Raw genomic sequence first — 26,881 nt, 5'->3', positions numbered from 1 at the left:
AATCTGATCAGGAGTTTTCGATGTCGACTTACCGTGACCGCTTGGCGGCGCTTCGCCGTACGATGGCGGAAAACCGCTACGACGGCTTCGTTGTGCCGCTCACCGACGAGCACATGAGCGAGTATGTCGGCCGTTATGCGCAGCGGCTGGCGTGGCTGACGGGCTTCGAGGGTTCGGCCGCATCGGCTGTCGTGCTCACCGGGGAAGCCGGCATTTTTGTCGATGGGCGCTACACGCTGCAGGTCCGCGATCAGGTGGACGGCACGCTGTATGAATACGTCGGCCTGCCCGGTGTGCAGATCGCCGATTGGCTCGAGGCGAAGGCCGGGCCGGGGCAGCGCATCGGCTTCGATCCGTGGCTGCACACGCGCAGCTGGATGGACGCGACGAAGCGCCGACTGGCGGTGAAAGGCGCGGACCTGGTGTCGGTGGCGGGGAATCTCGTTGACCTTGTCTGGACAGATCGGCCGGCGCCCTCGGCCGAGCCCTTCGAGGTGCACGGCGAGGCGCTTGCCGGGCAGACATCCGCGGAAAAGCGTACCGAAATCGCCCGCTGGCTCGGCGAGAAGAAGGCGGACTGCGTGGTGGTCGCCGCACTCGATTCCGTCGCCTGGCTCTTCAATGTGCGCGGCCGGGACGTGTCGCGCACGCCGGTTGCGCTGGCCTTCGCGATCGTTTCGGCCGACGGCAAGGCACAGCTGTTCACAGCGCCCGCGAAGATCACGCCTGAAGTCGCCGCGCATCTGGGGCCGGACGTCGCACTCCTTCCGCCTGAAGCGTTCGTGGATACGCTTCGGGCGCTCGGCGCGGCGGGGAAGACCGTGGCGGCCGACCCCGCGACATGCGTCGCGGCGATTTTCCAGGCGCTGGAGACCGGCGGCGCGCGCATTGTCGAGGCGCGCGATCCTTGCATCCTTGCAAAGGCGATCAAGAACCCGGTCGAGATCGCAGGCACGCGGGCCGCGCACGTGCGCGACGGCGCGGCGCTCTCGCGTTTTCTCGGCTGGTTCGATCACGAGGCGCCCAAGGGCACGCTCGATGAGCTTGCCGCAGCCGCGAAACTCGAAGATTTCCGCCGCGAATCCAACCTGCTCAAAGACCTGTCGTTCGATACGATCTCTGGCGCCGGGCCCAACGGCGCCATCGTCCACTACCGCGTCTCGCCCGAAACCAATCGCAAGGTGGAGCCGGACAGCATCTTCCTGCTCGATTCCGGCGGCCAGTATCTCGACGGCACCACCGACGTGACGCGGACGATGATCGTCGGCACGCCGACGGCGGAGATGAAGGACCGTTTCACGCGTGTTCTCAAAGGCCACATCGCGCTCGCGGCTGCTCGTTTTCCGGCTGGTACGCGCGGCAGTCAGCTCGACGTGCTCGCCCGCCAGTTTCTCTGGCAGGCCGGGCTCGATTACGCGCACGGCACCGGCCACGGCGTCGGCAGCTTCCTCTCCGTGCATGAAGGCCCGCAGCGCATCGTGGCCTCCGGCGGCGGCGACGAACCGCTTGCGGCGGGCATGATCCTTTCGAACGAGCCCGGCTACTACAAGACCGGCGCGTACGGCATCCGTATCGAGAACCTCGTGCTGGTCGTGCCGGTGGAGGTCGAGGGTGCCGAGCAGCCGATGCTGGCGTTCGAGACGTTGACGCTGGCGCCGATCGACCTCCGGCTCGTCGATACAGACTTGCTCAGTGATGCGGAGCGGACCTGGCTGAACACGTATCACGCCCGCGTGCGCGATACGCTGACCCCCTTGCTTCCCGAGGACGCGCGGGGCTGGCTGACCGAAGCGACGCGCGCGCTTTAAGCCGGATCCGGTTCCCCCGGAGCATCGGGAGGCGCGTCGTCCTCCCGATGCTCCGGCGCAATGCGGGCGGCCGCTTTTCGGCGATGCAGATTCTTTCGCAGCGCCGCTGCGAGGCGGGCCTTGCGGTTGTCGGCTGGCGTGCTGGTCATCGATCGGTATCTAGCGGCTTGCATCAGCTTTCGCCAAGCACCTTGCTTGACAAGGCGCCGCCTGCTCGCCCATAGGACGCCGCCCGCATGAATGGCGTGCTGCCGTAGCTCAGTGGTAGAGCGCATCCTTGGTAAGGCTGAGGTCGTGAGTTCAATCCTCACCGGCAGCACCATTCATTTCAATAGCTAAGCGGAAAACTGGAAGCGCGGACGATTGTCGTTCTCGTTCCAGACAATCACAGGGCAAGCGCGCGGTGAAACTGCCCGCTCAAAACGCCCGCTCCGTGGCCGGGTCGTACGCCTTGCACTGAAGCATCCCGGTCGTGCGAGCGATACGCACCTTCGGCGAGTTGATGAAGTTGACGGCCGCGTTCGCGGTAATTTTTCGAGTCAGACTCTAATTATATTGATATTGCGAAATTCGATATCGTTACGCCGCACGGATCATTTTGAACGCCCGGCGCCCGCCTGTTTGACTTGATCCTTGCTGCCTGTACCAATCGGGCGGGCGCAGACTGCAGGGCGATCATGGCAGAGACACAGATGGAAACCGAATCGTTCGATGTGTTCGATCGGATCATGGACGCAATCGTGACGCAGCGCCTCGCGCCGGGTCAAAAGGTGTCCGAGAACATCCTGACCCGCATGTTCGGTATCAGCCGGACTGCGGCGCGCAATGCAATGGAGCAGATGACTGCGCAGCAGTTCATGGTGTCGAATTCGCCCAGGATCACGCGCATCGCACCGCTGACGCTTCGGGACGTGAAGGAGAACTTCACGATCCGCAAGATGATGGAGCCCGGCATCCTGTCGATGATTTCGCCTCTGATCGAGGAGGCCGAGTTCAAGCGCCGCAACGACGCGATCTTTCATGAAGGCCCCATCCTGACGGACGAGGACGCGCTTCGGCTTTTGCGCGCGAACCGGGAATTCAATATCTATATCGCGCAGCAGACGCAGTTTCAGCTGCTGATGAGCTGGGTGCGCCAGCTTGAGGAAACGACGATGCGGATCTACTGGATCTACATCAAGCTCACGAAATCCCTGCCGTACCCGTGGGAGCAGCACAGAAGCCTGCTGGACCTCGTGAAGAACAACCAGACCGACGAAATCCGGCGCCATACGCTGATGATGATCTCCGCGTGCGAGGACAGGGTTCTCCACGCGATCTTCACGCACGGCAAGCTAAACGCCCACAACCTCAGCCTTTGAGGCGCATTGACGCGCCGCATGGTCGTTTCTGTCGCGAAATATGGCTGCCTTAAATTCGCAAAAATCTCCAATAAGGCTGCTTTATTTCCGTTCAGGAATGAAGTATCGATGGGCCTGTCGCTGAAAACCCGGTCGAACCGGGCGCGAAATGAAGGGGAAATCCAGATGATATTCAGGTCCAGAATCAAGCGCTTGGCGGGTGTTGCTTTGTGGGCGATCGCCGCCCCGGCGCTCGCGCAGACGGTCCCGGCGGGCGCTCCGCAGGCGGACGGCGACGTCGATATGGAGATCATCACGGTCACCGGCACGCGTATCAAGGGCAATTTCGAAGCGCCGACCCCGGTCCAGTCGATCGGCACTGAACTCATCGATCAGCGCGGCACCACGAACGTCGCCAACGTCATCAACGAAATTCCGGCCTTCACCGGCACGCTTACGCCGGCTTCCACCAACCTCAACAGCCGCCAGAACGGCGTGAACGTGGTCGATCTGCGTGGCCTCGGCACCAACCGCAACCTCGTGCTTGTCAATGGGCGGCGCTCGACGCCGTTCGACGAGTTCGAAAACGTCGATCTGAACGTCGTGCCGTCGCTTGCGATCGAGCGTGTCGACGTCGTCACCGGCGGCGCCTCGGCGGCTTATGGTTCGGATGCTGTCTCGGGCGTTATCAATCTTATCTACAACGAGCGGCTCGACGAGCTGAAACTGAACGCCCAGTACGGCATTTCCGATCGCGGTGATGCTGCGAACCTGCGTCTTTCGGGCGCATGGGGCAGCTTCTTCGACGAGGGCAGGGGGCATATCCTGCTCGCCGCCGATTACGACGATAACAAGGGCATCCCGAAGGCCAACGCACGCGGGTGGCAGCGCCGCAGCCCGGCGATCGTCTCAAATCCAGCTGATACCGATGGGGACAGTGACAATCCCAGCGATGGCATTCCGGCCTTCATGTTCCGTGATAATGCGGTTTTGTTCATCGCCAGCCCCAATGGAGTCACACTTCCCGGCGGACCTGTAGGCAACCTCGAATTCTTCTCGGATGGTGTTGCGCGTCCGCGTATCCTCGGCGATGTCTACGGTACCTTCATGAGTGGAGGTAGCGGTTCGCGCCTTGCCGACCAGACGGCGCTCGTTGTTCCGACGGAGCGTTTCAATGTGCTCGCGGCCGTGAGCTACGAAGTCGCAGGCGGTGTTGAGGCGTTCGGCGAAGCGAGCTTCGCGCGTTCGAAGTCGCGCGGCGCGCTCGTCAATGCTTTCTCCTTCGGCGGCGATCGTGGGCTCGTTATTAAGCCTGAGAATCCCTACCTTCCTGCTGATGTTGCTGCCTTGGGGCAGTCGTTCACGCTGTACCGTACGTTCGAGGAGTTCGATCCAATCACATCGGCCTCGCGCACCGAAAGCATGCGCTTCGTGGGCGGCCTGAAAGGTGAGTTTGGATCCAACTGGAGCTGGGAAGTGTCCGCGCAGTACGGGCAGACCGATTTCAGCAACAAGCAGTATAACAATCTGCTCGTCGACAACCTGGTCAAGGCTGCCGATGCGGTTCAGGTTGGGGACGACATCGTCTGCCGTGTGAACGCCGACGCCGATCCGCTGAACAACGATGCCGCCTGCGTGCCGATCAACGTGTTCGGCAAGGGTTCGCCGAGCCAGGGCGCGATCGATTACATCACAGATACGGGCGTTTCGAAAACACGTATCAAGCAGACGGTTTTCTCCGCCGAGATCGGCGGCGAACTGTTCGAAGGCTGGGCAGGGCCCATCCTCGCTACAGTGGGCGGCGAGCATCGCAAGCAGAAGCTGCACAGAACGGCCAATGCGCCCAACGACAATGAGGAATTCCTCATCGTCAACGCGCAGCCGCTCGACGGCAAGTACGACGTGACCGAGGGTTTCGCCGAAGTCGTGATCCCGCTGCTTGCAGGCGACCAGCGTCTCGATTTCAACGGTGCCGCGCGTTACACGCACTATTCCACCGTCGGCAACGTGGTCACGTGGAAGGCCGGTCTGACCTTCGATCCGATCGATATCCTGCGCTTCCGCGGCACGATCTCGCGCGATATCCGCGCACCCAGCATCGGCGAAACCTTCGTCGAAACCGTGCTTCTGTTCGGCAACCTCAGCAATCCCTTCGATCCGGGCAGCGGAACGTCGCTCGTTCGCGTTCCGCTTTCGGGCAACGTCAATCTCAGTGAGGAAAGTGCGCTTACCAAGACGCTGGGCGCAGTGCTCTCGCTCGGCAGTTTCCGGGCGTCGATCGATTATTGGGATATCAATCTCAAGGATGCGATCGGCTCGCTGAGCCCGCAGGATGTCGTGAACCGCTGCTTTGCGGGCGAAACGGATATCTGCTCGCTCATCACTTTCGGTCCTGATGACTCGCTTTTCGAAGTCAGGCAGCAGAACCTGAACCTCGGCACCTACAAGCTGCGCGGTCTCGATTTCGAAGCGCGCTATTCAACAGAACTCGGCAACGGTACGCTGGGTCTCGGCGCCGTGGCGAGCTACCTGATCCACAAGAAGATCGCGCCGTCGGGCGGCACGCCGCTTGATGTCGCGGGCGAATTGGGCGGTCGCAATGCGGGCGGCATGCCCGATTTCAAAGCGACGCTCTCGGCGAATTATGAAGCCGAGCGCTGGGGTGCTTTCGTGCAGGCCCGTTATATTGACGGCGGCGTCTACGACGTGACGTTCGGCCCCGAGGATTTGTCGAACGAAGACAATAACGTCGGGTCGGTGATCTACGTCGACATGTCGGTCAAATTCAAATTCGAAAGTGCCAATGGTAAGGGCACCGAAATCTACGCCGGCGTCGATAATCTGTTCGATCGCACGCCTCCGGTCCTCCCCGTCGACTTCATCTCGAACTCGGCAACCAACGCATCGATCTACGACGTGATCGGACGCAAATATTACGTCGGCGTCCGCGCGCGCTTTTAGTCAAGGCTGGCCCGGCCCGCGCGTTCTGCGGGGGCCGGGCGCCACTTTCAACCCAGAATGTTGAACGAGATTTCCGCTCTGAGGCCGAACGCGAGTGCGTTCCGCACGGTCGGGTCGGCACCCGGATTGATGATGTAATGCGCACTCGGCTGCAGCGACAGCCACGACGCGACAGGTGCGCGATAGGTCAGTTCGAACGCGACCTCATTGTTGCTTGCCGGAACGGCGCGCTTGTAGGCGTCTGAGGTAAAGGCCGCGGCCACGGCAAGGCCGAGTTGATCTTCGTCGCGACCACGAAACGGCCCCGTGTAATTGAGCCCGGCGCTGGCGAACTTGCCGAACGTGTTGAAGCGTCCATCGGCGATGCCGAGGCGGGCGAAGGCGGCGAGGCCCTGGGCGGCGTCATCCGTTTCCTCGAACAGTGTGGTTTCGCCGCGCACGTAGAGGCCGTCGTTGCCGCGTCCGCTGGTTCCCGCATGATCGTCGAAGCGCGCGGTGTAACGCCAGCCGCCGAACAGCAGCCGCCCCCGCGGCAGAGGCGCCTCGATCTCGGCGACGAGCAGCGCGCCGTCGCCGCCGCCCAGTTTCATCGCCGTGCGCTTGGGGCGATCGGGGTTGCCGGGCACGCCGTCGAGCACGGCGGCACGCACCACCCAGCCTTCGGCGGGTTCGATCGCAATGCGCGCGGCAAGTGAGGTCGAGGGGAAGATCGACGGGCCGTTTTCGCCGGTCTGCGCGAAGTCCGTGCCGATGCCGTGGGGGCTGCTGACGAAGAGGCCCGAGGCTTCGAGCGAATCGAATTCCGAATTGAGATCGTAGAGCCCGAGCTTCAGCGAGCCGCCGGTGAACGCCTGCTCGATCCACGCTTCGTAGAGGCGGAACGCCTGAACGCCGGTTTCGATATTGCTCGCGGTCTGCGCGTCGCCGGCAAGTTCGCTGAACGACTTGCCGTTGTTGTAAAGCCCGTAGAGGTGGACGCTCGCGCCTTTCCAACCGGCGATCGCCTCCAGATCCGCTTCGGCGACGATATCGAGATTGTCGAGATAGCGGCTGCCGCGCCTGATACCGCCGGAGACGTTTGACATCACCTCGCCGGTATACGTCGCCTGGAGCAGCAGCGGTCCGTGGCTCTCGTCGATTTCTTCGCGGCTGTGCGTGTGGCCGTGTGGAAGATTACCTTCCGCGAAGGCGGGGAACGAAACACATGCCGCAACACTTGCGACCACCCAAAAGCGCATAAAACCTCCCGACTTTGCAAATCAATTTCAATATTAATTATGGTGCGACAGTATTTATTTTCGAGATGCGCGCATAACGCGGCACAGTCGATATCGCCTTGATTTTCCGTTTACCAGAAAAATTCTGTTTGATTATGAGAATGATTTGCGATTTCGATTTCTATTCAGAAAAACGCGAATAATTATTCTCAATTGCGTGGCGGATACCGAAGAAAATTCGATCGCGGCGGCTCGTATCCAAACGTTCGCCCTGTTCGCACTACGCTTTCAGCTGTTCCCCGATCGGCAGTGATCTGATGCGTTTGCCGGTTGCGGCATGGATGGCGTTGCAGAGTGCGGGGGCGACCGGGGGAACGCCGGGCTCGCCGACACCGCCTGGGGGTGTATTCCAGACGCCACCGCCGACAAGGTGAACCTCGGTGATCTTCGGGGCGGCGTCGATGCGGGTGATCGCGTAACTGTCAAAATTGTCCTGCTGCACGCGGCCGTCCTTGAAGCTGATCTCGCCGAGCGTGGCGAGGCTGATCCCCATCACCACCGACCCTTCCATCTGTGAACGGATACGGTCGGGGTTCACCTGCGGGCCGCAATCGACCGCGATGTCGGCGCGCTCGATCGTGAGCTGACCGTCGGCAACCCAGACCTCGATCGCGCAGGCCGTGTAACTGACGAAGCTGTAATGCGCGGCGATGCCGAGCCCTCGGCCCGGCGGGAGCGCGCGGCCCCAGCCGATGCCCTTCGCGGCGGCCGCGATCACCGCCTTCAGCCGCGCGGTATCGAGCGGGTAGAGCGCCGGATCCTCGCCCGCGTTCACCGTGTCGCCCATTGCGCGCGGGTCGATCGCGCGGTCGGGGCCGATGAGTTCGAGGAGATAATCCTTGGGATCGCGCCCGGCGGCGGCGGCAAGTTCGGCGACGAACGATTGCACCGCGAAGCAGTGCGGAATGTTGGAGACGGACCGGAACCAGCCGATGCGGGTGTGGGCGGTGGCGGCGCACGTCTCGATGCGGACGTTCGGAATCGCGAACGGCACGTTGCGCAGCCCCATGCCCTGCTCGAACGGCATCTGGTGCCTGGGATCCGGTCCGAAGGTCGACGCGATCGAGGGGGCGGCGCTGCGGTGGCGCCACGCCACAGTGCGGCCCGCCGCATCGAGCCCGCCCTCCAGCCGCGCGGCCGAGACGGTGTGGAAATAGCTGTGGTGAAGGTCGTCTGCGCGTGTCCACACCAGCTTCACGGGCCTGCCCTTGGCGGTGCGGCTGAGCAGCGCGGCCTCGAGCACGAAGTCGGGCTTCGATTTGCGTCCGAAACCGCCGCCGAGCAGCGTCTGGTGGATGGTCACATCGGCGACCGGGATCTTCAGCGCCTCGGCAATGAGGTCGCGCGCGGCCTGCGGGTCCTGCGTGCAGGCCCATGCCTCGCAGCGGGCCGCGTCGGTACGCGCGAGCGCCATCGGCGGCTCCATCGGCGCCTGCGCCAGGTGCGGGGTGTAATACTCGGCGTCGATGCGCTTCTCGGCCTTGCCGAGGGCTGTTTCGACATCGCCGTCGCTGCGCGAGACCTGCCCCGGCGCGCGCGCCGAGCGTTCCAGCTCCGCGCGGTAGGCGGCCGAATCGTACGCCGCGTTCGGGCCGTCGTCCCACGTGATCGCGAGGGCTTCGCGCCCCTTCATCGCCGCCCACGTGTTTGTCGCCAGCACGGCGACACCGCCGAGCGGCTGGAAGGCGGACGGAAGTGCGGGCGCCGGCAGATCGACGATGTCGGTAACGCCCGCCACCTTCAGCGCGGCGCTCTTGTCCACGCTCTTCACCTTGCCGCCGTAGACGGGCGGACGCGCGATGACCGCGTAGAGCATGCCCGGCAGCCGGGCGTCGATGCCGTAGTCCGCGCGGCCCGTCGTCATGGCGAGGCCGTCGGCGGAGTGCATGTCGCGGCCGATGTAGCGGAACGCGGCGGGCACCTTCAGCGCGACCGTGGCCCGGTCGGGCACGGCCGATGCGGCAGCGTCTTTCGCAAGCGTGCCGTAGCCGAGCTTGCGGCCCGTGGGGCGGTGGATGACCTCGTGGAGACTCGCGGCGACCTCGGCGACGGGTACGTTCCAGCGCTTGGCGGCGGCCTGCTCCAGCATCGTGCGTGCGGCGGCGCCGCAGCGGCGCAGCGGCATGAACAGGTGGCGCATGCTGCGCGAGCCGTCGGTGTTCTGGTTGCCGTAGCGCGTCTCGTCGCCGACGGCCTGTTCGATGCGTACCCGGTTCCAGTCCGCCTCCAGTTCGTCGGCGATCACCATGGCGAGGCTGGTGCGGATTCCCTGGCCCATCTCGGCGCGGTGGCAGGTGATGGTGACGGCGCCGTCGTCGCCGATCGCCACGAACAGCGCGGGGTCGTCGCGCCAGCCGCCGGGCTGCGCGTCGGCGCCGTACTTCCGGGCTTCGGCGGAGGCGGCGCGGGGGAGGGCCATCGCGAGGACCAGCGCGCCGCCTGCGCCGAGGAGGCTGCGGCGGCTGATGTTGATGATGTCGTCGGCGGCGCTCATGCGTTCACCGCCGAAGTTGCCGCCTTGATCGCGGCGCGGATGCGCGCGTAGGTGCCGCAGCGGCAGATGTTGCCCGCCATGGCGGCGTCGATGTCGGCATCGGTGGGGTTCGGGGTCTCGGCCAGCAGCGCCGCCGCCTGCATGATCTGGCCGGACTGGCAATAGCCGCACTGCGCGACATCAAGCTGCCGCCAGGCGCGCTGCACGGGGTGGTCGCCCTCCGCCGAAAGCCCCTCGATCGTCGTTACGGACTGATCCGCCAGCGCCGCCATCGGCAACTGGCACGCACGCATCGCCGCGCCGTCCACATGCACGGTGCACGCCCCGCACAGCCCCGCGCCGCAGCCGAACTTGGTTCCCGTCAGACCCTGAAGATCCCGCACGTACCAAAGCAGCGGCATTTCGGGGTCGCCGTCATACGTGTGCTTTTTGCCGTTGATAATCAATTGCATAGACCGATCTCCATCGGCTTCAATGTACTGCTTTTTTCGCGCCCGTGCCTACCGCGAAATCATGGCCTCGGCGGCGCCCCGCCCTCAGCCCAGCGTCGAACGAACGGTGGGAAGCGACATCGCCGCCGAATTGACGTTGACGCTGCGGTCGAAGGTCATCGCATCGCCCTCGAAGCGGCACACCACCGTGTCGCGGAAGGCGGTTTCGGCGAACTGCCAGATCATCTCGAACGTGCCGGGCGCGGTCCAGCGGCCTCCGGCGACGACCAGCATCGAGTCGGGCTGATACTGATGATGGAGCTTGTTGCCGGTCATGCTCGTCGCGCCCTCGATCCAGCGGCCGATGCCCACGTTGATGCTGTGCGCGCCGCGCGCGTCGCGCATCGTGAAGCGGCAGCGGTCGCCTTCGAAGGCGAAGCCGAAACTCTCGATGCCCTCGGCGTTTTCGCTCGCCCGGAAACGCTTGCCCGAGATGCGCGCGGCGACCGGCGATGCTGGCCCGGAGAGCGCGGGAAGCAGGGTCAATGCGCCGGTCCGCTCCGCAAGCGCGGCGTAACGGCTCTCGCTGCGCGGCAGGCTTGCGGCGCCGAAGGCGGCGGGGAAATGCCTGTCGACGATGGGCGTGAGCATCTCGCTCTTGCGGATCGCGCCGGTGACGGCGAGCACGGCGTCGTGATCGGGGAACACGATCGCCATCTGCGTGAACAGGCCGACCGCAGAGTAAGTGTTGTTCGCGCCGATCCACCACTGATAGCTGTATTCGCCCTCCGCCACCTGCGGCTTGCTGACGGCCTCCACCCAGTCCGGCGAGAGGATCTGCCGCCCGTTCCAGCGGCCCTTTTGCGCGTGGAGCATGCCGAGCTTGAGCGCGTCGGCGGTCTTGAAGCTGAGGCCGTTGCCGCCCGGATTGATGCCGCCGGGGCCGACGTCCCAACTGAGCCCGGTGATGCCGAGCGGCTGGAAGAAGCGCGGCTCCATGTAGTCGCGCAGCGTCTGCCCGGTCAGCTTGGTGACGATGGCCGACAGCATGAAACTCGCCGCGCTCGAATAGACGAAGCGCGTGCCCGGCGTGTGGACGACCGGCACCTTGAAGAACTCCGCGACCCAGCTCGTTTTGATCTGCCGCCATACCGAGCCGGAAATTTCCTCGGCATGGCCGGTGCGCATCGTGAGCAGGTCGCGCACGGTCATCGCGGCGAGGTTTTCGCTCACCGTAGGCGGCAGTTCATCGGGGAAGAAGGAGATCACCTTGTCATCGATGCCGAAAAGCCCTTCCTGCATCGCAATCGCGACGCCCGAGACGGCGACGCTTTTCGTGAGCGAATGCATCATGTGCGGCCGGTCGGCGCGGTAGGGCGCCCACCAGCCTTCGCCGATGACGTCGCCGCCGCGCGACAGCATGAAGCTGTGCAGCTCCAGCCTCGCGCCGCGCACCTCGTCAAGGAAGGCGATGATCGCCTGCGGATCGACGCCGTGCGCTTCCGGGCGCGCGCGGGGCAGGCCGTCGATGGGCGAGACTGCGGGCGCCGACACGCCGGGGCCCGAGACATCGGCCCCCGAGACGCGCGCGCAGGCCGCAAGGCCCGGAAATGCAAACAGCCCCGCCGCGCCGAGCGAGAGCCCCGCAAAGCTGCGCCGCGACAGCGCCGCGTGTGATCCCGCCGTTTTCAACTTCGTCTCCCCTCGGCAGCGATGCCGTCCTTCCGTGTAGCCTAAAAGGCCAGTCTGTCGCCAAGCTGTCACCCCGGAGAGACAGGCGAGACAGGTTTGTGACAGCTAGCGCGGATAATGTCCGCTCGACACCGGCCTTCCGCGTTCGCGGTCTGCCGGCAAACGAGCTGCGGCGCGCCGTGTCGAGCGCGCCCGGACACGGGGAAACAGCCGTCCGCAGGGCGGGCAAAAAAGGGGGTGCAGAGATATGACCACGAACTGGAAACGGATCGCCGGACTTGGCGTCAGCGCAATCGCGATGGCGTCCGCCGGGCAGGCGATGGCGCAGCAGGACAATAGCGGCCTGGTGCTCGAAGAGATCGTCGTCACCGCCGATCGCCAGGACAGCTACGGCGCGGACTTCGTGCAGGCGGGCAGCTTTCGCGGCGCGCACCAGATCGACACGCCGCTCACCGTCAGCGTGATTTCCGAGCAGGTTCTCAAGTCGCAGCAGGCGCAGAGCATCCTCGATGCGCTGCGCAACTCGCCGGGCGTCACCAGCTCGCAGACGAGCCCGACGGTTTACAACAACCTCGCGATCCGGGGCATTCCGGTCGAAAATCGCGGCAACTACCGCCTGAACGGCTCGCTGCCGATCGTGAACCTGATCGACCTGCCGCTTGAAAACAAGGTGCGTGTCGAGGCGCTGAAGGGCGCGTCGGCGCTCTACTACGGCTTCACGACGCCGTCGGGCATCATCAACCTGACCACCAAGCGCCCGACGCTCGATCCGGTCTTCTCGGTCGCCGTGAACGGCAACGACCACGGGCAGGTGCAGGGCCATATCGACGCGGGCGGCACGTGGGGCATCCTCGGCGTGCGCGGCAACCTTGTTTACGGCAGCGTCGATTCGGGCATCGACAACACGTGGGGCACCCGCAATTTCCAGTCCGGGGCCTTCCAGCTCGATCCTTCGGACAACATCCGCATCAACCTCGACGTCGAACATATTTCGAAGACGGTGACGGAGCCGACCGTCGTGCAGGGACGAACGACGACTGCGACGCTGATGACCGTGCTTCCGCAACTGCCGAGCGCATCGAGCAATCCCGGCAGCAGGGGCTTCCTGAACCGCGCCGATGCGACGAACGTCCTCGGCCGCGTATCGTGGACCATCACCCCGGCGTGGAACCTCGTCGCCGAGGGCGGCATCTCGTATGTGGAGCGCGACCGCCGCTTCAGCCGCCTCGCGAACTTCGATCCCGTTACAGGTGACGGGGTGCTGACGATGGGCGCGGCCGACGGCCAGCTTTACCGCAACAAGAACGGCCGCATCGAACTGGCGGGCACGTTCGCGACCGGGCCGGTGATCCACGAACTGATGATCGGCGCATCGAAGAATATCCGCCGCCAGTATTCGCCGCTGACGGTTTCATTCCTTGCGGGCGGCGCCGGTTCGAACGCGAACTGCATTGCCATCGGGCTCGCCCCGGGCTGCGTGCAGAATCTCTTCAACCCCGTCGATCTCAACGATATCCGCTACAGCGGTGCGACGCCTTACGATCCGACGCGCGACACATCGATCAAGGACACCGGCTTCTACGCCTTTGATCGGATGCGCTTCGGCGGGCCCAACGACGACATGTTCAGCGTGCTCGTCGGCATCCGCAAGTCAATCTACAAAGAGACTCGAGAAACGGTGGCCGGGCCGAGCGAAGAAACCTTCTCCGACAAGCCGATCTCGCTGTCCGGTGGCCTTGTGTTCAAGCCCAAGGAATGGATCAGCGCTTACGCGACCTATATCGAAGGCCTCGAATCGACCCCCGGCGCGCCGATCGGCACGGAAAACCAGGGCGAAATCCTGCCGGCCAGCAGTTCGAAGCAATATGAAGGCGGGATCAAGGTCGAACCGCAGAAAGGCCTGTTGTTCACGGCTGCCTATTTCGACATCTCACGCCAGCTGACCTACACGAACGCAGCCAATTTCTTCGTGAAGGACGGCAGCGCCACCTACCGTGGTTTCGAATTCAGCCTGACCGGCGAACTGACGCCGGAACTTTCGATCTACGGCTCGGCGCTGTTCCTGCGCGCGAAGCAGGGTGAGACGGCGGATACTGCGCTCGTCGGCAACCGCATCGAAAACACGGCGAAGCGGCAGTGGTCGCTTTCGGGCGAATATCGCCTGACGCAACTCGTCGAAGGTCTCGCGATCAACGCGGGCGCCTATTACACGGGCGCGCGGGCGATCAATCCGCAGAACACGCTGTTCGTTCCGGGTTACACGCTCTTCGATATCGGCGGATCGTACAGCTTCGAAATTGGCGGCATGGGCATGACCGCGCGCGTCAACGCGCAGAACATCACGGGCAAGAAGTATTTCGCATCGACCAGCAGCAACTATCTCGCCTTCGGTGCGCCGTCGGTGATCAAGTTCTCGCTCACCGCGAACATCTTCTAAACGGTGATTGAAGGCCTGCCGATCGGCGTCCACTGAGGGCGCCGGTCGGCCGGTGCCGATTGCAACGGACGGTAAGATGAATCTGCTCCTGCTTCCGGGCGACGGCGTCGGCCCCGAAATCGCGGCCGCCACGCGCCGGGTGCTGGAGGTGCTTGCGGAGACGTGCGGCGTGCCGATCGCGATCGAGGAACGCGCCATCGGTTTCGCCAGTCTCGCCGAAGAGGGAACCACATTGCCCGATGCGGTGCTGGAACGGATACCGCAGGTGGACGGCACCATCCTCGGGCCGGTTTCGCATTTCGATTATCCCCCGCGCGAGGCGGGCGGCATCAACCCTTCGGCGGCGCTGCGCACGCACTTCGCGCTCTACGCCAACATCCGGCCGTGCCGTTCGCGGGCGGGTCTCGGCATCCTGCGCAAACCGATGGATCTCGTGATCGTGCGCGAGAACACCGAAGGCTTCTATTCCGACCGCAACATGCACGCGGGAAGCGGCGAGTTCATGCCCGACGAGGACATGGCGCTCTCCATCCGCAAGATCACCGCGAAAGGCGCTTCCCGGGTCGCACGCGCCGCATTCGCTCTGGCGCGCACGCGCCGGAACAAGGTGACGGCCGTGCACAAGGCGAACGTGCTGACGCTGTCGGACGGGCTCTTCCTGCGCGAGGTGCGCAAGGTCGCCGCCGAATTCCCCGACGTGGAACTGGAGGAGGTCATCGTCGATGCCGCCGCCGCGCTGCTCATCCGCAGCCCGGACAGGTTCGACGTGATCGTCACCACGAACATGTTCGGGGATATTCTTTCGGACGAAGCCTCCGAACTCTGCGGCAGCCTCGGCCTCGGCGGATCGATCAACGCGGGCGACGACATCTGCGTCGCGCAGGCGCAGCACGGTTCCGCGCCCGATATCGCGGGGCAGGGAATCGCCAACCCCACGTCGCTGATCCTGTCGGCGGCGATGCTGCTCGACTGGCTGTCGAGCCCGGCCGCCGCGGTGCTGGAGGCGGCTGTCGAGGATGTGCTGGACACGCCCGCCACGCGCACGCGCGACATCGGCGGCACGCTCGGCACCGCCGAATTCGGCGAGGCGGTGTGCAGCGCGATCCGCCGGCTATGATGACCCGCGAAAGCCATCTCGTCGGGCGGCACATTTTCGGGGCGGATGCAGCGGGCTACGCCAGCGCGCGGCCACATTATCCTGAAGCGCTTTATGCGGCGCTGGCTGGCGCGCTCATTCCGGGCGCAGATGTTTTCGAGATCGGACCCGGAACCGGGCAGGCGAGCAGGCGATTGCTTGCGGCGGATGTCGGGTCGCTCACGCTCGTCGAACCCGATCCTGTGCTTGCGGGCGAACTTGCCGGTTTGGCCGGGAACGTGCGCGTCGTGAATGCGCCGCTTGAGGATGCCGGGCTTGCCGCAGGGGCCTTCGATCTCGGCGTTGCCGCCACGTCGTTTCACTGGGTCGATGCGTCGCGCGGGCTTCCGATGGTGCACAATCTTCTGCGCCCCGGCGGCGTGTGGGCGATGTGGTGGACCGTGCTCCACGATCCCGAAGAGGATCTGTTCAGCCGCGCGGTGCTGCCGCTGCTGAAAGACGCCGCGCTGCCGCCCTCGCTTCGGGGGCCGGAGCAGCGGCACTATTCGCTGTGGACGGGCGATCGCCTCGCCGAACTGCGCGCGGCGGGGTTCGCGCACGCGCAGCATCAGATGCACGACATGACCGTGCGGATGACTGCGGCGGAGATGCGCGCGCTTTACGGCACCTTCTCGATGGTGCGCCGCATGGAGCCGAAGCTGCGCGCGCGTGTTCTGGACGGGATCGAGGCCGTGGGGGAACAGGGCTTCGGCGGGATCATCGCGCGCCGCTTCCGCATTCCGCTGTTCATCGCGCGCAAGGCGCGAGGGGCAGCGTGACACCGCCGAGACGCGTGGACCTGCCCGGTGCGCTCGGTGCGCGGCTGGCGCGTATGCCGTGGGTGCACCGCATCCTCGCCGAGAACCTGCTGCGTCGTCGCAGCGAGGACGCGGATGCCGATCATGCGGCCGCGCAGTGGCTGGAACGCGGCGACCGCACGATCGAGCTGCCCTTCGTGCCCGCGCGCCTGTTGATGCACGACACCACCTGCGGCCCGGCGCTCGTCGATCTCGCCGCGATGCGGTCGGTGATCGCGCAGGCGGGGGGAGACCCGCGCCGGGTCGTGCCGGGGCTTCGTGTCGATGTTTCCACCGATCACAGCATCGCCGTGGACAGCTACGGCACGCGCGGCGCGCTCGCCGCCAATCTCGCCGCCGAGATGGCGCGCAACGCCGAGCGTTTCGGGCTGATGAAATGGGCGGGCAGCGCCTTCCCGTCGCTGCACGTGCACCCGCCGGGCACGGGCATCATGCACACGATCAACCTGGAACGCCTCGCCACCGTGGTCAGCCGCGAGACTTGGCACGGGCAGGAATGGCTGTTCCCCGACACGCTGATCGGCACCGACAGCCACACGCCGATGATAAACGGCATCGGCGTGCTCGGCTGGGGCGTCGGCGGGCTCGAGGCGGAAAGCGTGATGCTCGGCATGCCCGTGACGCTGCGCGTGCCCGAGGTTTTCGGCGTGCGGCTGACGGGGCGGCTCCGCCCCGGCGTGACCGCGACGGACCTCGCGCTGACCGTCACACAAATGCTGCGCGGCGTGCGTTTGGATGGCCGCTTCGTCGAGTTCTTCGGGCCGGGGGTTTCAACACTTTCGGCGGGGACACGCGCCGTCGTCGCGAACATGGCGCCCGAGTTCGGCGGCGCGACGGGGTACTTCCCGCCCGACGATGCCGTGATCGCCTACCTGCGCGCCACGGGCCGCGCCGAAAAGGACGTGCTGCAGGCGGAGGATTATCTGCGTACCCAGCAGCTCTGGTTCGATTCCGAAGCCGCGCCCGATTATGACCGCGTGCTGCATCTCGATCTCGGTTCTGTCGTGCCGAGCATCGCCGGGCCGCACCGCCCGCAGGACCGGATCGCGCGCGCCGCGCTGCCCGCATCGGGGAGCAAACGCCCGGTCGCCATCGCCGCGATCACGAGCTGCACGAACACGTCCGATCCGCGCCTGCTCGTCGCTGCGGGGCTTCTCGCGCGCAACGCGGTCGCGCGGGGGCTTTCGGTTCCGCCGTGGGTGAAGACGAGCCTTGCTCCGGGGTCGCCCACCGCCGCCCTGCTTCTGGAACGCGCAGGCCTGCGTGAACCGCTCGAAGCGCTCGGCTTCGCCATCGTCGCCTACGGCTGCACCACCTGCATCGGCAACAGCGGGCCGCTCGCGCCGGGCGCGGACACGATGCTCAATCCCGTCGCGGTGTTGTCGGGCAACCGCAACTTCCCCGGCCGTGTCCATCAGGCGATCACTGATTCCTATCTCGCGTCGCCGCCGCTCGTCGTCGCCTATGCGCTTGCGGGCGATTTCAATGTCGCGATCGAAACCGATCCGCTTGGCTCCCCGCTTGGCGTCGCGCGCGTCTTCCTCCGCGACATCTGGCCATCGGAGAGCGAGATCGACGGCGCGCTCGCCGCCGCCGCGAATCCCGCCGATTTCGAGGCCGCGTATGCCGCTGCCGAAGCCAGCCCCGCCTGGGCCGCGCTCCCGGCGGCATCGGGGCCTCTCTATCCGTGGGACGACGCATCCACCTACCTGCGCCCGCCCCCCTTCGTCACGGCCGCCGCGCCTCAGCGTCTCGGCCGTTTCACGGCCCACCCGCTCCTCGTCCTCGGCGACGACATCACCACCGATCACATCTCCCCCGCAGGCGCGATTCCCCGCCACGGCGAAGCGGGTCGCTGGCTCATCGAACGCGGCGAGCGCGCAGACGATCTCAACGTCTTCTCCGCCCGCCGCGGCAATTGGGACGTGATGCTGCGCGGCCTCTTCACCAATCCTTCCGTGCGCAATCTTCTGGCCGCCGATATCCCGCCCGGATCGACGATCCACGCGCCAAGCGGCGACGTGCTGCCGCTGTGGCAGGCCGCCACGCGATACGCCGCTGAAGGGGACTCCGTCGTCGTCGTCGCGGGCGACCGCTACGGCATGGGCTCGTCGCGCGACTGGGCGGCGAAGGGCCAGTACCTGCTCGGCGTCCGCGCCGTGCTCGCTGCGGGCTTCGAACGCATCCACCGCTCCAACCTCTGCAACATGGGCATCCTGCCGCTCGAACTCCCCGCGCCGCTTTCGCTCGGCAGCGGCGATCGCATCGAGATCGACATGCCGGAGGATGCGCTGGCGCCCTCCGCGCCGTGCGCCGTGCGCGTGCATCATGCAGACGGCCGCATCCATGCCTTCGCGGCGCGCGCCGCAGTGGAGACGCTCGCTGAAGTGCGCGTGCTGAAAGCGGGCGGTCTGCTGCCGCTGATGCTGCGCGCATCACTGACAGCTTCTTGAAAGACAAAGGCGCCTAGGATGACGCAAACATTGGGACTGCCCCCACGTCGGCGGGCACTGAGGGGAACCGCCGGCTGATGCTTTCCATTTTCGCCTTCGGCATGGTCGCGACGTTCATGACTCTGATCATGACGAAGCGGATGTCCGCGATGATCGCGCTTATCATCGTGCCCACGGTGTTCGCGCTGATCGCCGGATTCTCGGTGGGTCTCGGCGAGATGATGCTCACGGGCATCAGGGACATCGCGCCCACCGGCGTGATGCTGCTGTTCGCGATCCTCTATTTCGGCATCATGATCGATGCGGGCCTTTTTGATCCGCTGACGCGCAAGGTCGTCGAACTCGCCCACGGCGATCCGCTGCGGATCACGATGGGCTCCGCGATTCTCGGTCTTATCGTCGCGCTCGATGGCGACGGCACCACCACCTACATGATCACGCTGTCGGCGCTGCTGCCGCTCTACCGGCACATGAAGATGGATGTGCGCGTGCTCACCTGCATCCTCATCATGGCGGTCGCCGCGATGAATCTCGTGCCGTGGGGCGGCCCGACCGCGCGCGCCGCGATCGCGCTCGGCGTCGATCCGCGCGCGCTGTTTCTGTCGCTGATCCCGCCGGTGCTCACCACGGTCTGCTGGGTGCTGTTCGCCGCATGGATGCTCGGCCGCGCCGAGCGCAAGCGCCTCGGCATCACCGAGCGGGTCGCAATGCCGCCCCCCGGCCTGCTCGACCTGTCGACCCCCGACAGCGACGGTACGCCCTCCACGCGCCGCCCCCGCCTTTACTGGTTCAATGCCGCGCTGACCGCCGCCCTGATGGGGGTGTTGCTGTTCGGTGACGTGCCGCTGCAGGTGCTGTTCATGGTCGCCTTCGCAATCGCCGTGATGGTCAACTATCCGCAGGTGGATATGCAGCGCGAACGCATCGCCGCCCATGCCTCGAACGCGCTTGCAACCGCAGGCCTCGTTTTCGCGGCGGGCATCTTCACCGGCGTGCTTTCGGGCACCATGATGGTCGATGCGATGGCGAATACGGTGACGGGCGTGATCCCCGATGCGCTCGGCCCCTACATGGCGCCGATCACCGCGCTCGTCAGCATTCCCTTCACGGTTCTCATCTCGAACGACGCCTTCTATTTCGGGATGCTGCCGGTGCTCGCGCATTCGGCGGAAAATTACGGCATCACCGCGATGGAGGTCGCGCGCGCTTCGCTTGTCGGCCAGCAGATCCATCTGCTGAGCCCGCTGGTCGCATCGACCTATCTTCTGGTTGCGACGGCAGGCGTGGAGCTTGGCGACCACCAGCGCTTCACGATGAAATGGGCGCTCGGCGCGTGCGCGGTGTTCATGATCACATGCCTCGTGCTCGGACTGTTCCCCTGGCACGCCTGAGACCGATCACCATTCCGCCCACGCCGGGCGCCTCGAACGCGTCTGCCGGGGATGAGGCGGCTGCAGGCGCGGGCTGATACGCGGGACCGGGTCGTGAAACGCCGCGATATCGAATTCGGGCCCGTCAACTGCGGGCAGCACCGATCGCCTGCGCATAGCGGCGGTCGATCGCCTCCCAGTCGAGATTACGGAACCAGGCATCGATGTATCTGGCTGCCTGGGTGCCGTAGTCCATGTGGAAACTATGCTCATACATATCGAGCACCAGGAGCGGTACGCCGGCGGCGGCGCCGTGCATATGATCCCACGCCCAATGATTGTTCAGTGAACGGGTATGGAGGTTGTAGGCAAGGATCGTCCAGCCCGACCCACCGGCAAGGCTCATGCCGATGCGGCGGAACTCGGTCTCCCAGGTCGCGAAAGACCCGAACGCCGTCGTGATCGCGTCACGGATCGAGCCTGCGGCTGCGCCGTTGCCGCCCAGCGTGTCGAAATAGATTTCGTGCAATACGACCGAGCCAGCGCGATGCAACTCCTCGCGCTTGAGGCCGCCATAGATCGCGGCCGGGGCTTCACTGTCGGCGAGCGCCGCCGCCAGACGGGGGCGCAGTGCGTTCAGCGTCTTGACCGACCCCTGGTAATTGTTCTCCCAATGCGACCGGATCAGCCGTTCGGAAAGTCCGTCGAGCTTTGCCGGATCGAATTTGAGAGGCCTCGGCTGATAGCCGCCGACGAAGGCGGGAGCGCCCGCCGATACAGACTGCTGCTGTGCTGCCGCGCTCTTCATTGCGGTCATCGCAACTGCGCCTATTCCAAGGGCCTGGACGGCCACGCGTCGTGAGACGGTCATTGAAACATCTCCCTTCAGACGATGAAAACATAGGCCGCGCCGAGGACGGCGCAGGCCAGCAGCACCGGGATCATTCCGGCCTTGAAGCGGAACACCGCGATGACCGCCCCCGCTGCGAGAATGAAGGCGGGCAGGTTGAGCGAGACGAGCATCGGCGCATCGAACGCGCCGCCCATGATGTTCACCGTCCGCACGTCACTGAACAGCGTGTGGATGGCGAACCACAGCGCGAGGTTCAGGATCACACCAACGACCGCGGCAGTGATGGCACTGAGCGCGGCTGAAAGCGCCGGGTTGCCGCGCAGCCGCTCGACGAAGGGCGCGCCGCCGAATATCCACAGGAAGCAGGGCACGAACGTCACCCAGGTCGTCAGGATCGCTCCGAGCGTCGCGGCGACCAGCGGATGCAAATCGCCCGCATCCCGGAACGCTGCGAGAAAGCCGACGAACTGGGTGACCATGATCAGCGGCCCCGGCGTCGTCTCCGCCAGCCCGAGGCCGTCCAGCATTTCGCCGGGCTGCAACCAGCCATAGGTGCCGACAGCTTCCTGCGCCACATAGGCAAGCACCGCATAAGCGCCGCCAAAGGTTACGACCGCCATCTGGCTGAAGAATGTCGCGATGCGGGCAAACACGTCGTCGGGACCGACCAGCACGAGAATCGCCGCGACCGGGGCCAGCCAAAGAAACAGCAGCGCGCCCGAAATCTTGAGCGACCATGCAAGATCGGGGCGGGCATGATCGGGCAGGCCCTCGCCGAGCGCAGTGTCGCGATCGTGGACCACATCGCCGCTCGCCGCGCCATGCCCGCCGCCGACCTTGAAGGCCGGAGCGCCAAGGCGTCCCCCGATATAGCCGCCAAGCGCAGCCCCCAGAACGATCAGCGGAAACGGTGCGCCAAAGAAGAAGATGGCGACGAAGGCGGCCACCGCGATCCCGCGCATGACATTGTTCTTGAGTGCCCGCGAACCGACCCGGACAACCGCCTGAAGCACGACCGCGAGCACCGCTGCCTTCAAACCGAAGAACAGCCCCTCGATCAGCGGCGATTGGCCGAGCAAGACGTAGACGAAGCTGAGCCCCAGGATCGCCAGAAAGCCGGGCAGCACGAACAGCGCCCCCGCGACCAGCCCGCCTTTGGTCTTGTGCAGCAGCCAGCCGATGTAGGCGGCGAGCTGCTGCGCCTCCGGGCCGGGCAGCAGCATGCAATAGTTGAGCGCATGGAGGAACCGCTCCTCGCCGATCCACCGTTTCTCCTCGACGAGGATGCGGTGCATGACCGCGATCTGCCCTGCGGGACCGCCGAAACTCAGCGACGCGATCCGCGCCCACACCCGAACGGCATCGCCGAACGGGATGCCGTGATCTTTCGCCGGCGTGGCGGCGCTTTCGTGCTGCTCGGTCGTGGTGACGGTCATCGCTCGGCTTTTCGATTGCTGAAAAAGGCATGGAACTGGTTAAGCGCATCGCCGCCACTGGCGATGCGCTCGAGGTCATCGTCGGTCGATGCGCAAACACCCGACAGCATCGCGCCGAGACCCGGCGTCTCCGGGCGCCCGAACTTGCCGTCGCCAATGTCGAGATCATGGATGATCTCGCCAATCGCTGCGAGCGCCGGGTCGCCTTCCAGTTCGGCGCGCAGCAACAGGGTCTCGAAGCTGCACCGATCGCCCTCGTGCGTGAACTCGGCATCGACCATATCGAAGCGCAGCTCACCCGACTGCGGCGCGTAGCTCCTGCCGTCGACGAACTTGAAACGGGCCTCGGGGTCGATGAACCGGCGGATCAGCCACGCGCTGGCAATACGATCGACATGGACGCCGCGCCGCGTCACCCAGACGCGGTTCTTGAGACCGGCGGTAGACAAGGGTGCCGGTTCGCCTGTGCGGCCGACATCCGGATGGACGTAACGCTTCTGGTCCAGCTCACGCAGGGCCGCCTCGGCGTCCTGGCGACCGTGCGCGCCGAAGAAGTCGAGCCGGACGATGTCTGCGAGCCGCCGCTGGAGCTTGGCGATATCCGGGCCGGAGGGCGGCCCTGTCTCGAGCAGGCGGCGTGCGGCCTGCGTCAACTCGTTATAGTCAGCGTCGCGTCCCGCATCGAAAAGGCCGCGCAGATCGGCGTCGCTCTGGCCCTCGATCATTCGCGCATCGATCAGGACCGCCTCGCCGCCGCCCGATATGATCTCGGCGAGCAGCTCGCGGAACGCGGCTTCAGTCTCGTCCTGCCGGGGCAGCACATGCACGGCGTTCTTGAGCGGCACGGCGCCGATCGCCTGAAGGCGGCGCCAAATCTTCACGCGCAGGTAGGGCGGCTTTGCCGGGAGCTGATGGAGTAGCGCCAGCCAGTGTTCGGGGGCTATCGAGGAATTCATAGAGCATATGTATCACCACAAGGGATGTTATGAAACATGCATATCTCATTTTTCTGCTGCGCTGACGACGAACGAAGTGAACGCGCTGGAGCCGGTCCAGGCCTATGTTGCGATAGACTTCGACAATGCCCCCGGTCTGGGCGGAATGGCGATCGGTCTCTATTTCTCGTTGAGCGCGGTCTGCCAGTTGGCGAGGAAGCGCTCGCGCCGGATGCGGTCGAGGTTCGCGAGCAACGCCGGGCCGAGCTTCACGGGGCGCGCTGACGAGGGCGGCGGCTTGCTGCCTGCCAGCGGCGCCACATCCTCACGCGAAGGCGCCATGTAGGCACGCGCCAATTGGCGCTGGCCTTCGACGGAGAGCAGGAAATCGAGCAGCAGCTTTGCCGCGTTGGGCTGCCGCGCTTCGCGCGCGATGAGCGCGATCCGCGACACGACGAGCGTGTAGTCGCTCGGCATGATGACGCCGATGTCCGGGTTGCGCGTGGCAAGCTCGAGCGCATAGGAGCCGAGCGCATTGTACGCGAAGAGGCTGCGGCCGCTTTCGATGTCCGCAAGCAGCGGGCCGCTCGACGTATGCAGCCGCACGCGCGCCGCGCCGAGCGCACCGACGAGCCCCATCACGTCGCGGCTCGCATGATAATCCTGCGTCAATTGCAGATAGCCGAAGCCGGACAGGCGCGGGTCGTATGTGGAAACCCGGCCCCTGTAGAACGCCGCGTTGGAACGCAGCAGACGTTCGAACGCGGCGCGGGAGCGCGGCACATCCCTGGGCGGCACGAGGCGTTTGTTGTAGGCGATCACGACGGGTTCGGCGGTGACGCCCCACGCTTCGTTTTTCCAGATCGCCCAGTCCGGCAGATAGGGTTTTTCGGGGGAGGCATAGGCCTGCGCATAGCCGTCGTTCACCAGCTTGATCTGAAGGTCCATCGCGGAACTCCAGATCAGGTCGCCGGTGGGTTTTCGTGCCCGCGATTCCGCGATGACGCGGTTGTAGAGCGTCGGCGATTCAAGCTCGCGGTAATCGACGCGCAGGAACGGATAGCGCTTGCGGAATGCATTCAGCGCACCCACGACCTCATGGCGGTCGGTGGTTGAATACACCACGACCGCGCCTTCCCGCCGCGCCGCCGCGATCGTATCCGCATAGGAGCGGGGATAGCCTCGCGGTTGCCCCGCTGCTATCAGCGCGAATGCGGCGGGCAGCAGCAGGAGCGCGCGCCGCCATGGCCGCAGGGACTGCCGGCGGGGGACGAAGCACGGAATTTTGCGAAGCAGCCCGATCACGCGCATAGTGTGCGGGCCGATCGCCATTCTGTCAAAGAGGGAAGCATGGCGAGAATCTTGCTGGTGGAGGACGACGAGGCGCTTGCGCGCGGGCTGACGGCGGCCCTGCGCGGAGAGGGCTATTCGGTCGATTCCGCGCTCGATGGGGAATCGGCGCTCGAAATGGCGCGTGACGAGCCCTACGCCGTCATCACGCTCGACGTGAACCTGCCCGACATGAGCGGCTTCGATGTTCTGAAATCGCTGCGTGCGAACGGTTGCCGCGCACCGATCCTGATGCTGACGGCGCGCGATTCGGTGGAAGACCGGGTGCGGGGCCTCGATCTCGGCGCGGACGACTATCTGCTGAAACCCTTCGAGCCCGCCGAGCTTGCCGCGCGGCTGCGGGCGTTGCTGCGCCGCCCGGTCTCCGACCCCTCGCCGGTGATCAGCGTCGGCAATCTGCAGATCGACCGGTCGCGCTGCGTGATCTGGGTGTCGGGCGAGCAGATCGACCTTCGCCGCCGCGAATGGGTGCTGCTCGAACGGCTCGTCGTCCGCGTCGGCAAGGTGGTCTCGAAGGACCGGCTCGCCGCCGAAGTGTTCGGCTTCGACGAGGCCGTCGCGCCGAACGCCATCGAGGTCTACATCGCCCGCCTGCGCCGCAAACTCGGGCCGACCGGCCCGGCGATCCGCACGATGCGCGGCCTCGGCTACGTGATGGAGAATACGCCTGCCGCTGAAGCGTAATCTTCGCGTTTCGCTGACGGCGCGGCTGCTCGTCGCGCTGATCGTGCCGACGGCGGCGCTCGCGCTGGTCCTGGGTGTCGGCGGCGCGCTCATCATCGGGCGGATCGTCGAAAGCGTGAACGACCGCCTGCTCGATGCCTCGGCGCGTTCGATCGCGGACACGCTTGCGCTGGAGGACGGCGAGGTCACGCTTGACCTGCCGCCGTCCGCGTTCGGCATGCTGGAAAACGACGAGCGCGACAATGTGTATTACAGCGTGCGCGTCGGCGGGGAACTGCTCACCGGCTACCCCGATCTCCCCCGTATCGACATTGACGCGGCAAGCACCGACGACGTCGTCTTCGCCTATTCGGCGTACCGCCACGCACCGATCCGCGTGGCGGCGATCGTGCGGCGGGTGCCACGCGTCGAGGCGCCGGTGGTCGTGCAGGTCGCGGAAACGCTCGACGCGCGAAGCAGTCTCAGCGCGCGGATGCTTGCCGGGCTCCTCGTGCTCGAAACGCTGATCGTCGGCCTGCTCGTGCTGCTCGTGCCGATTGCCGTACGCTGGGGGCTCGTGCCGCTGGCGGAGGTGCGCCGGGGCATCGCACGACGCTCGCCGACCGATTTCACGCCGCTGACGCTGCAGCAGGTTCCCGCCGAACTGCGCAGTCTCGTCGACGCCTTCAACGGGCTCCTGCTGCGGCTGGAAAATGCGGTGGAGGGCCTGCGCCGTTTCACGGCGGATGCGTCGCACCAGATGCGGACGCCGCTGTCGATCCTGCGCGCGCATCTGCAGGTGCTGAAGCGCGAGGGCACGGGCACGGAGGGCGGGCGCGCATCGCTTGCCGATATCGACAGCGCGACCGCGCGCCTGCAGCGGCTGCTCACCCAATTGCTCGCGCTCGCCCGCGCGGAAGGCAATCGCGAGAATGTGCTCAGGCTTGCGCGCAATGTCGATCTGGTGGCGCTCTCGCGTTCGGTCGCCGAAGATCACGTTCCCGCAGCGCTCGAAGCGGGCATCGAAATCGTGTTCGATGCAGAGGGCAGCGCGAGCGTTCGCACGGTCGAGGAGTTCGCGCGCGAACTCATCACGAACCTGGTCGACAATGCCATACGCTACAACCGGCGCGGCGGCACGGTGTGGCTCCGGGTCGCGGCGGAAGACGCCGTTCACGTCGTCGTCGAGGATGACGGGCCGGGGATTCCGCCGGGAATGCGCGCGCACATGTTCCAGCGGTTCCGGCGGCTGGACCGCGCCCACAGCGAAGGCAGCGGGCTTGGGCTTGCGATCGTCAGCGCGCTTGCGAACGCGCTTGGCGGCACCATATCGGTTACCGATCGTCCGGGCGGCGGCCTGCGCGTCGCGATCGGCCTCCCGAGGGATCTGGCGCAGAACGCCTGATGCGACAGCACTATGAAAGCTGC

General features: G+C 65.6%; 18 protein-coding genes and 1 tRNA gene. 11 read left to right on the top strand and 8 right to left on the bottom strand.

What is annotated here, in order from left to right:
- Positions 1–20: 20 nt before the first annotated feature.
- From GGQ98_RS08435 to GGQ98_RS08420, 4 genes are all read left to right on the top strand, one after another.
- A complete protein-coding gene (locus tag GGQ98_RS08435) occupies positions 21–1,808 on the top strand; it encodes an aminopeptidase P family protein (protein ID WP_184067942.1) in 1,788 nt (595 codons plus the stop codon).
- Between the two features lie 247 nt (positions 1,809–2,055).
- Positions 2,056–2,130 (top strand) — tRNA-Thr (locus tag GGQ98_RS08430).
- 355 nt (positions 2,131–2,485) lie between these two features.
- On the top strand, positions 2,486–3,169 hold the full coding sequence (locus GGQ98_RS08425) for a GntR family transcriptional regulator (RefSeq protein ID WP_184067939.1): 684 nt from the start codon (positions 2,486–2,488) through the stop codon (positions 3,167–3,169).
- 192 nt (positions 3,170–3,361) lie between these two features.
- Entirely contained in the window at positions 3,362–6,109 is a 2,748-nt protein-coding gene (locus GGQ98_RS08420) for a TonB-dependent receptor domain-containing protein (RefSeq protein WP_184067936.1), read from the top strand.
- 47 nt (positions 6,110–6,156) lie between these two features.
- Here GGQ98_RS08420 and GGQ98_RS08415 read toward each other — a convergent pair whose 3' ends face one another.
- From GGQ98_RS08415 to GGQ98_RS08400, 4 genes are all read right to left on the bottom strand, one after another.
- On the bottom strand, positions 6,157–7,347 hold the full coding sequence (locus GGQ98_RS08415) for a carbohydrate porin (protein WP_184067933.1): 1,191 nt from the start codon (positions 7,345–7,347) through the stop codon (positions 6,157–6,159).
- 259 nt (positions 7,348–7,606) lie between these two features.
- A complete protein-coding gene (locus GGQ98_RS08410) occupies positions 7,607–9,880 on the bottom strand; it encodes a xanthine dehydrogenase family protein molybdopterin-binding subunit (protein WP_184067931.1) in 2,274 nt (757 codons plus the stop codon).
- Positions 9,877–10,332, bottom strand: a complete 456-nt coding sequence (locus GGQ98_RS08405) for a (2Fe-2S)-binding protein (RefSeq protein ID WP_184067927.1) — start codon at positions 10,330–10,332, stop codon at positions 9,877–9,879. The genes GGQ98_RS08410 and GGQ98_RS08405 overlap by 4 nt, the downstream gene beginning before the upstream one ends.
- An 84-nt stretch (positions 10,333–10,416) precedes the next feature.
- Positions 10,417–12,003 (bottom strand): serine hydrolase domain-containing protein, encoded by a 1,587-nt coding sequence (locus tag GGQ98_RS08400; protein WP_184067924.1) that lies wholly within the window; start codon positions 12,001–12,003, stop codon positions 10,417–10,419.
- 247 nt (positions 12,004–12,250) lie between these two features.
- On the opposite strand from GGQ98_RS08400, the gene GGQ98_RS08395 reads away from it, so the two are divergent.
- From GGQ98_RS08395 to GGQ98_RS08375, 5 genes are all read left to right on the top strand, one after another.
- A complete protein-coding gene (locus GGQ98_RS08395; protein ID WP_184067921.1) occupies positions 12,251–14,440 on the top strand; it encodes a TonB-dependent siderophore receptor in 2,190 nt (729 codons plus the stop codon).
- Positions 14,441–14,516: 76 nt separating this feature from the next.
- Positions 14,517–15,557: an isocitrate/isopropylmalate dehydrogenase family protein gene (locus GGQ98_RS08390; protein WP_184067918.1), complete on the top strand. Its 1,041-nt coding sequence runs from the start codon at positions 14,517–14,519 to the stop codon at positions 15,555–15,557.
- Positions 15,557–16,354, top strand: coding sequence for a class I SAM-dependent methyltransferase (locus GGQ98_RS08385; protein ID WP_184067915.1), 798 nt, complete (start codon positions 15,557–15,559; stop codon positions 16,352–16,354). Before GGQ98_RS08390 ends, GGQ98_RS08385 begins: the two co-directional genes overlap by 1 nt.
- The gene (acnA, locus tag GGQ98_RS08380; protein WP_207791320.1) at positions 16,351–18,846 is read left to right on the top strand and encodes an aconitate hydratase AcnA; all 2,496 of its coding nucleotides are present in this window, start codon (positions 16,351–16,353) and stop codon (positions 18,844–18,846) included. The genes GGQ98_RS08385 and acnA overlap by 4 nt, the downstream gene beginning before the upstream one ends.
- Before the next feature lie 77 nt (positions 18,847–18,923).
- Entirely contained in the window at positions 18,924–20,237 is a 1,314-nt protein-coding gene (locus GGQ98_RS08375; RefSeq protein WP_184067911.1) for a CitMHS family transporter, read from the top strand.
- Between the two features lie 124 nt (positions 20,238–20,361).
- Here GGQ98_RS08375 and GGQ98_RS08370 read toward each other — a convergent pair whose 3' ends face one another.
- The 4 genes from GGQ98_RS08370 to GGQ98_RS08355 form a co-directional block, all read right to left on the bottom strand.
- Positions 20,362–21,024: a superoxide dismutase gene (locus tag GGQ98_RS08370; protein ID WP_341534164.1), complete on the bottom strand. Its 663-nt coding sequence runs from the start codon at positions 21,022–21,024 to the stop codon at positions 20,362–20,364.
- A 77-nt stretch (positions 21,025–21,101) separates the two neighbouring features.
- The gene (chrA, locus tag GGQ98_RS08365) at positions 21,102–22,505 is read right to left on the bottom strand and encodes a chromate efflux transporter (protein WP_184067905.1); all 1,404 of its coding nucleotides are present in this window, start codon (positions 22,503–22,505) and stop codon (positions 21,102–21,104) included.
- A complete protein-coding gene (locus GGQ98_RS08360; RefSeq protein WP_184067901.1) occupies positions 22,502–23,461 on the bottom strand; it encodes a chromate resistance protein ChrB domain-containing protein in 960 nt (319 codons plus the stop codon). The genes chrA and GGQ98_RS08360 overlap by 4 nt, the downstream gene beginning before the upstream one ends.
- 159 nt (positions 23,462–23,620) lie before the next feature.
- Positions 23,621–24,772 (bottom strand): ABC transporter substrate-binding protein, encoded by a 1,152-nt coding sequence (locus GGQ98_RS08355; RefSeq protein ID WP_243451780.1) that lies wholly within the window; start codon positions 24,770–24,772, stop codon positions 23,621–23,623.
- 18 nt (positions 24,773–24,790) lie between these two features.
- On the opposite strand from GGQ98_RS08355, the gene GGQ98_RS08350 reads away from it, so the two are divergent.
- Complete coding sequence (locus tag GGQ98_RS08350) at positions 24,791–25,474, top strand: response regulator transcription factor (protein ID WP_184067898.1); 684 nt, start codon at positions 24,791–24,793, stop codon at positions 25,472–25,474.
- 43 nt (positions 25,475–25,517) lie between these two features.
- The gene (locus GGQ98_RS08345) at positions 25,518–26,858 is read left to right on the top strand and encodes a sensor histidine kinase N-terminal domain-containing protein (protein ID WP_184067895.1); all 1,341 of its coding nucleotides are present in this window, start codon (positions 25,518–25,520) and stop codon (positions 26,856–26,858) included.
- Positions 26,859–26,881: the final 23 nt, after the last annotated feature.

Origin of the sequence: Sphingosinicella soli (assembly GCF_014199685.1) — a bacterium.
Classification (GTDB): domain Bacteria; phylum Pseudomonadota; class Alphaproteobacteria; order Sphingomonadales; family Sphingomonadaceae; genus Sphingosinicella; species Sphingosinicella soli.
Note: the sequence above shows the minus strand (reverse complement) of the source record. Positions and strands in the feature narration are given on the sequence as shown.

Excerpts from the sequence above, each read along its gene's own strand:
- GGQ98_RS08435 (WP_184067942.1), top strand. The coding sequence starts at position 21 with ATGTCGACTTACCGTGACCGCTTGGCGGCGCTTCGCCGTACGATGGCG.
- GGQ98_RS08425 (WP_184067939.1), top strand. The coding sequence starts at position 2,486 with ATGGCAGAGACACAGATGGAAACCGAATCGTTCGATGTGTTCGATCGG.
- GGQ98_RS08415 (WP_184067933.1), bottom strand. The coding sequence starts at position 7,347 with ATGCGCTTTTGGGTGGTCGCAAGTGTTGCGGCATGTGTTTCGTTCCCC.
- GGQ98_RS08410 (WP_184067931.1), bottom strand. The coding sequence starts at position 9,880 with ATGAGCGCCGCCGACGACATCATCAACATCAGCCGCCGCAGCCTCCTC.
- GGQ98_RS08405 (WP_184067927.1), bottom strand. The coding sequence starts at position 10,332 with ATGCAATTGATTATCAACGGCAAAAAGCACACGTATGACGGCGACCCC.
- GGQ98_RS08395 (WP_184067921.1), top strand. The coding sequence starts at position 12,251 with ATGACCACGAACTGGAAACGGATCGCCGGACTTGGCGTCAGCGCAATC.
- GGQ98_RS08390 (WP_184067918.1), top strand. The coding sequence starts at position 14,517 with ATGAATCTGCTCCTGCTTCCGGGCGACGGCGTCGGCCCCGAAATCGCG.
- GGQ98_RS08385 (WP_184067915.1), top strand. The coding sequence starts at position 15,557 with ATGACCCGCGAAAGCCATCTCGTCGGGCGGCACATTTTCGGGGCGGAT.
- GGQ98_RS08375 (WP_184067911.1), top strand. The coding sequence starts at position 18,924 with ATGCTTTCCATTTTCGCCTTCGGCATGGTCGCGACGTTCATGACTCTG.
- GGQ98_RS08370 (WP_341534164.1), bottom strand. The coding sequence starts at position 21,024 with ATGAAGAGCGCGGCAGCACAGCAGCAGTCTGTATCGGCGGGCGCTCCC.
- chrA (WP_184067905.1), bottom strand. The coding sequence starts at position 22,505 with ATGACCGTCACCACGACCGAGCAGCACGAAAGCGCCGCCACGCCGGCG.
- GGQ98_RS08360 (WP_184067901.1), bottom strand. The coding sequence starts at position 23,461 with ATGAATTCCTCGATAGCCCCCGAACACTGGCTGGCGCTACTCCATCAG.
- GGQ98_RS08355 (WP_243451780.1), bottom strand. The coding sequence starts at position 24,772 with ATGGCGATCGGCCCGCACACTATGCGCGTGATCGGGCTGCTTCGCAAA.
- GGQ98_RS08350 (WP_184067898.1), top strand. The coding sequence starts at position 24,791 with ATGGCGAGAATCTTGCTGGTGGAGGACGACGAGGCGCTTGCGCGCGGG.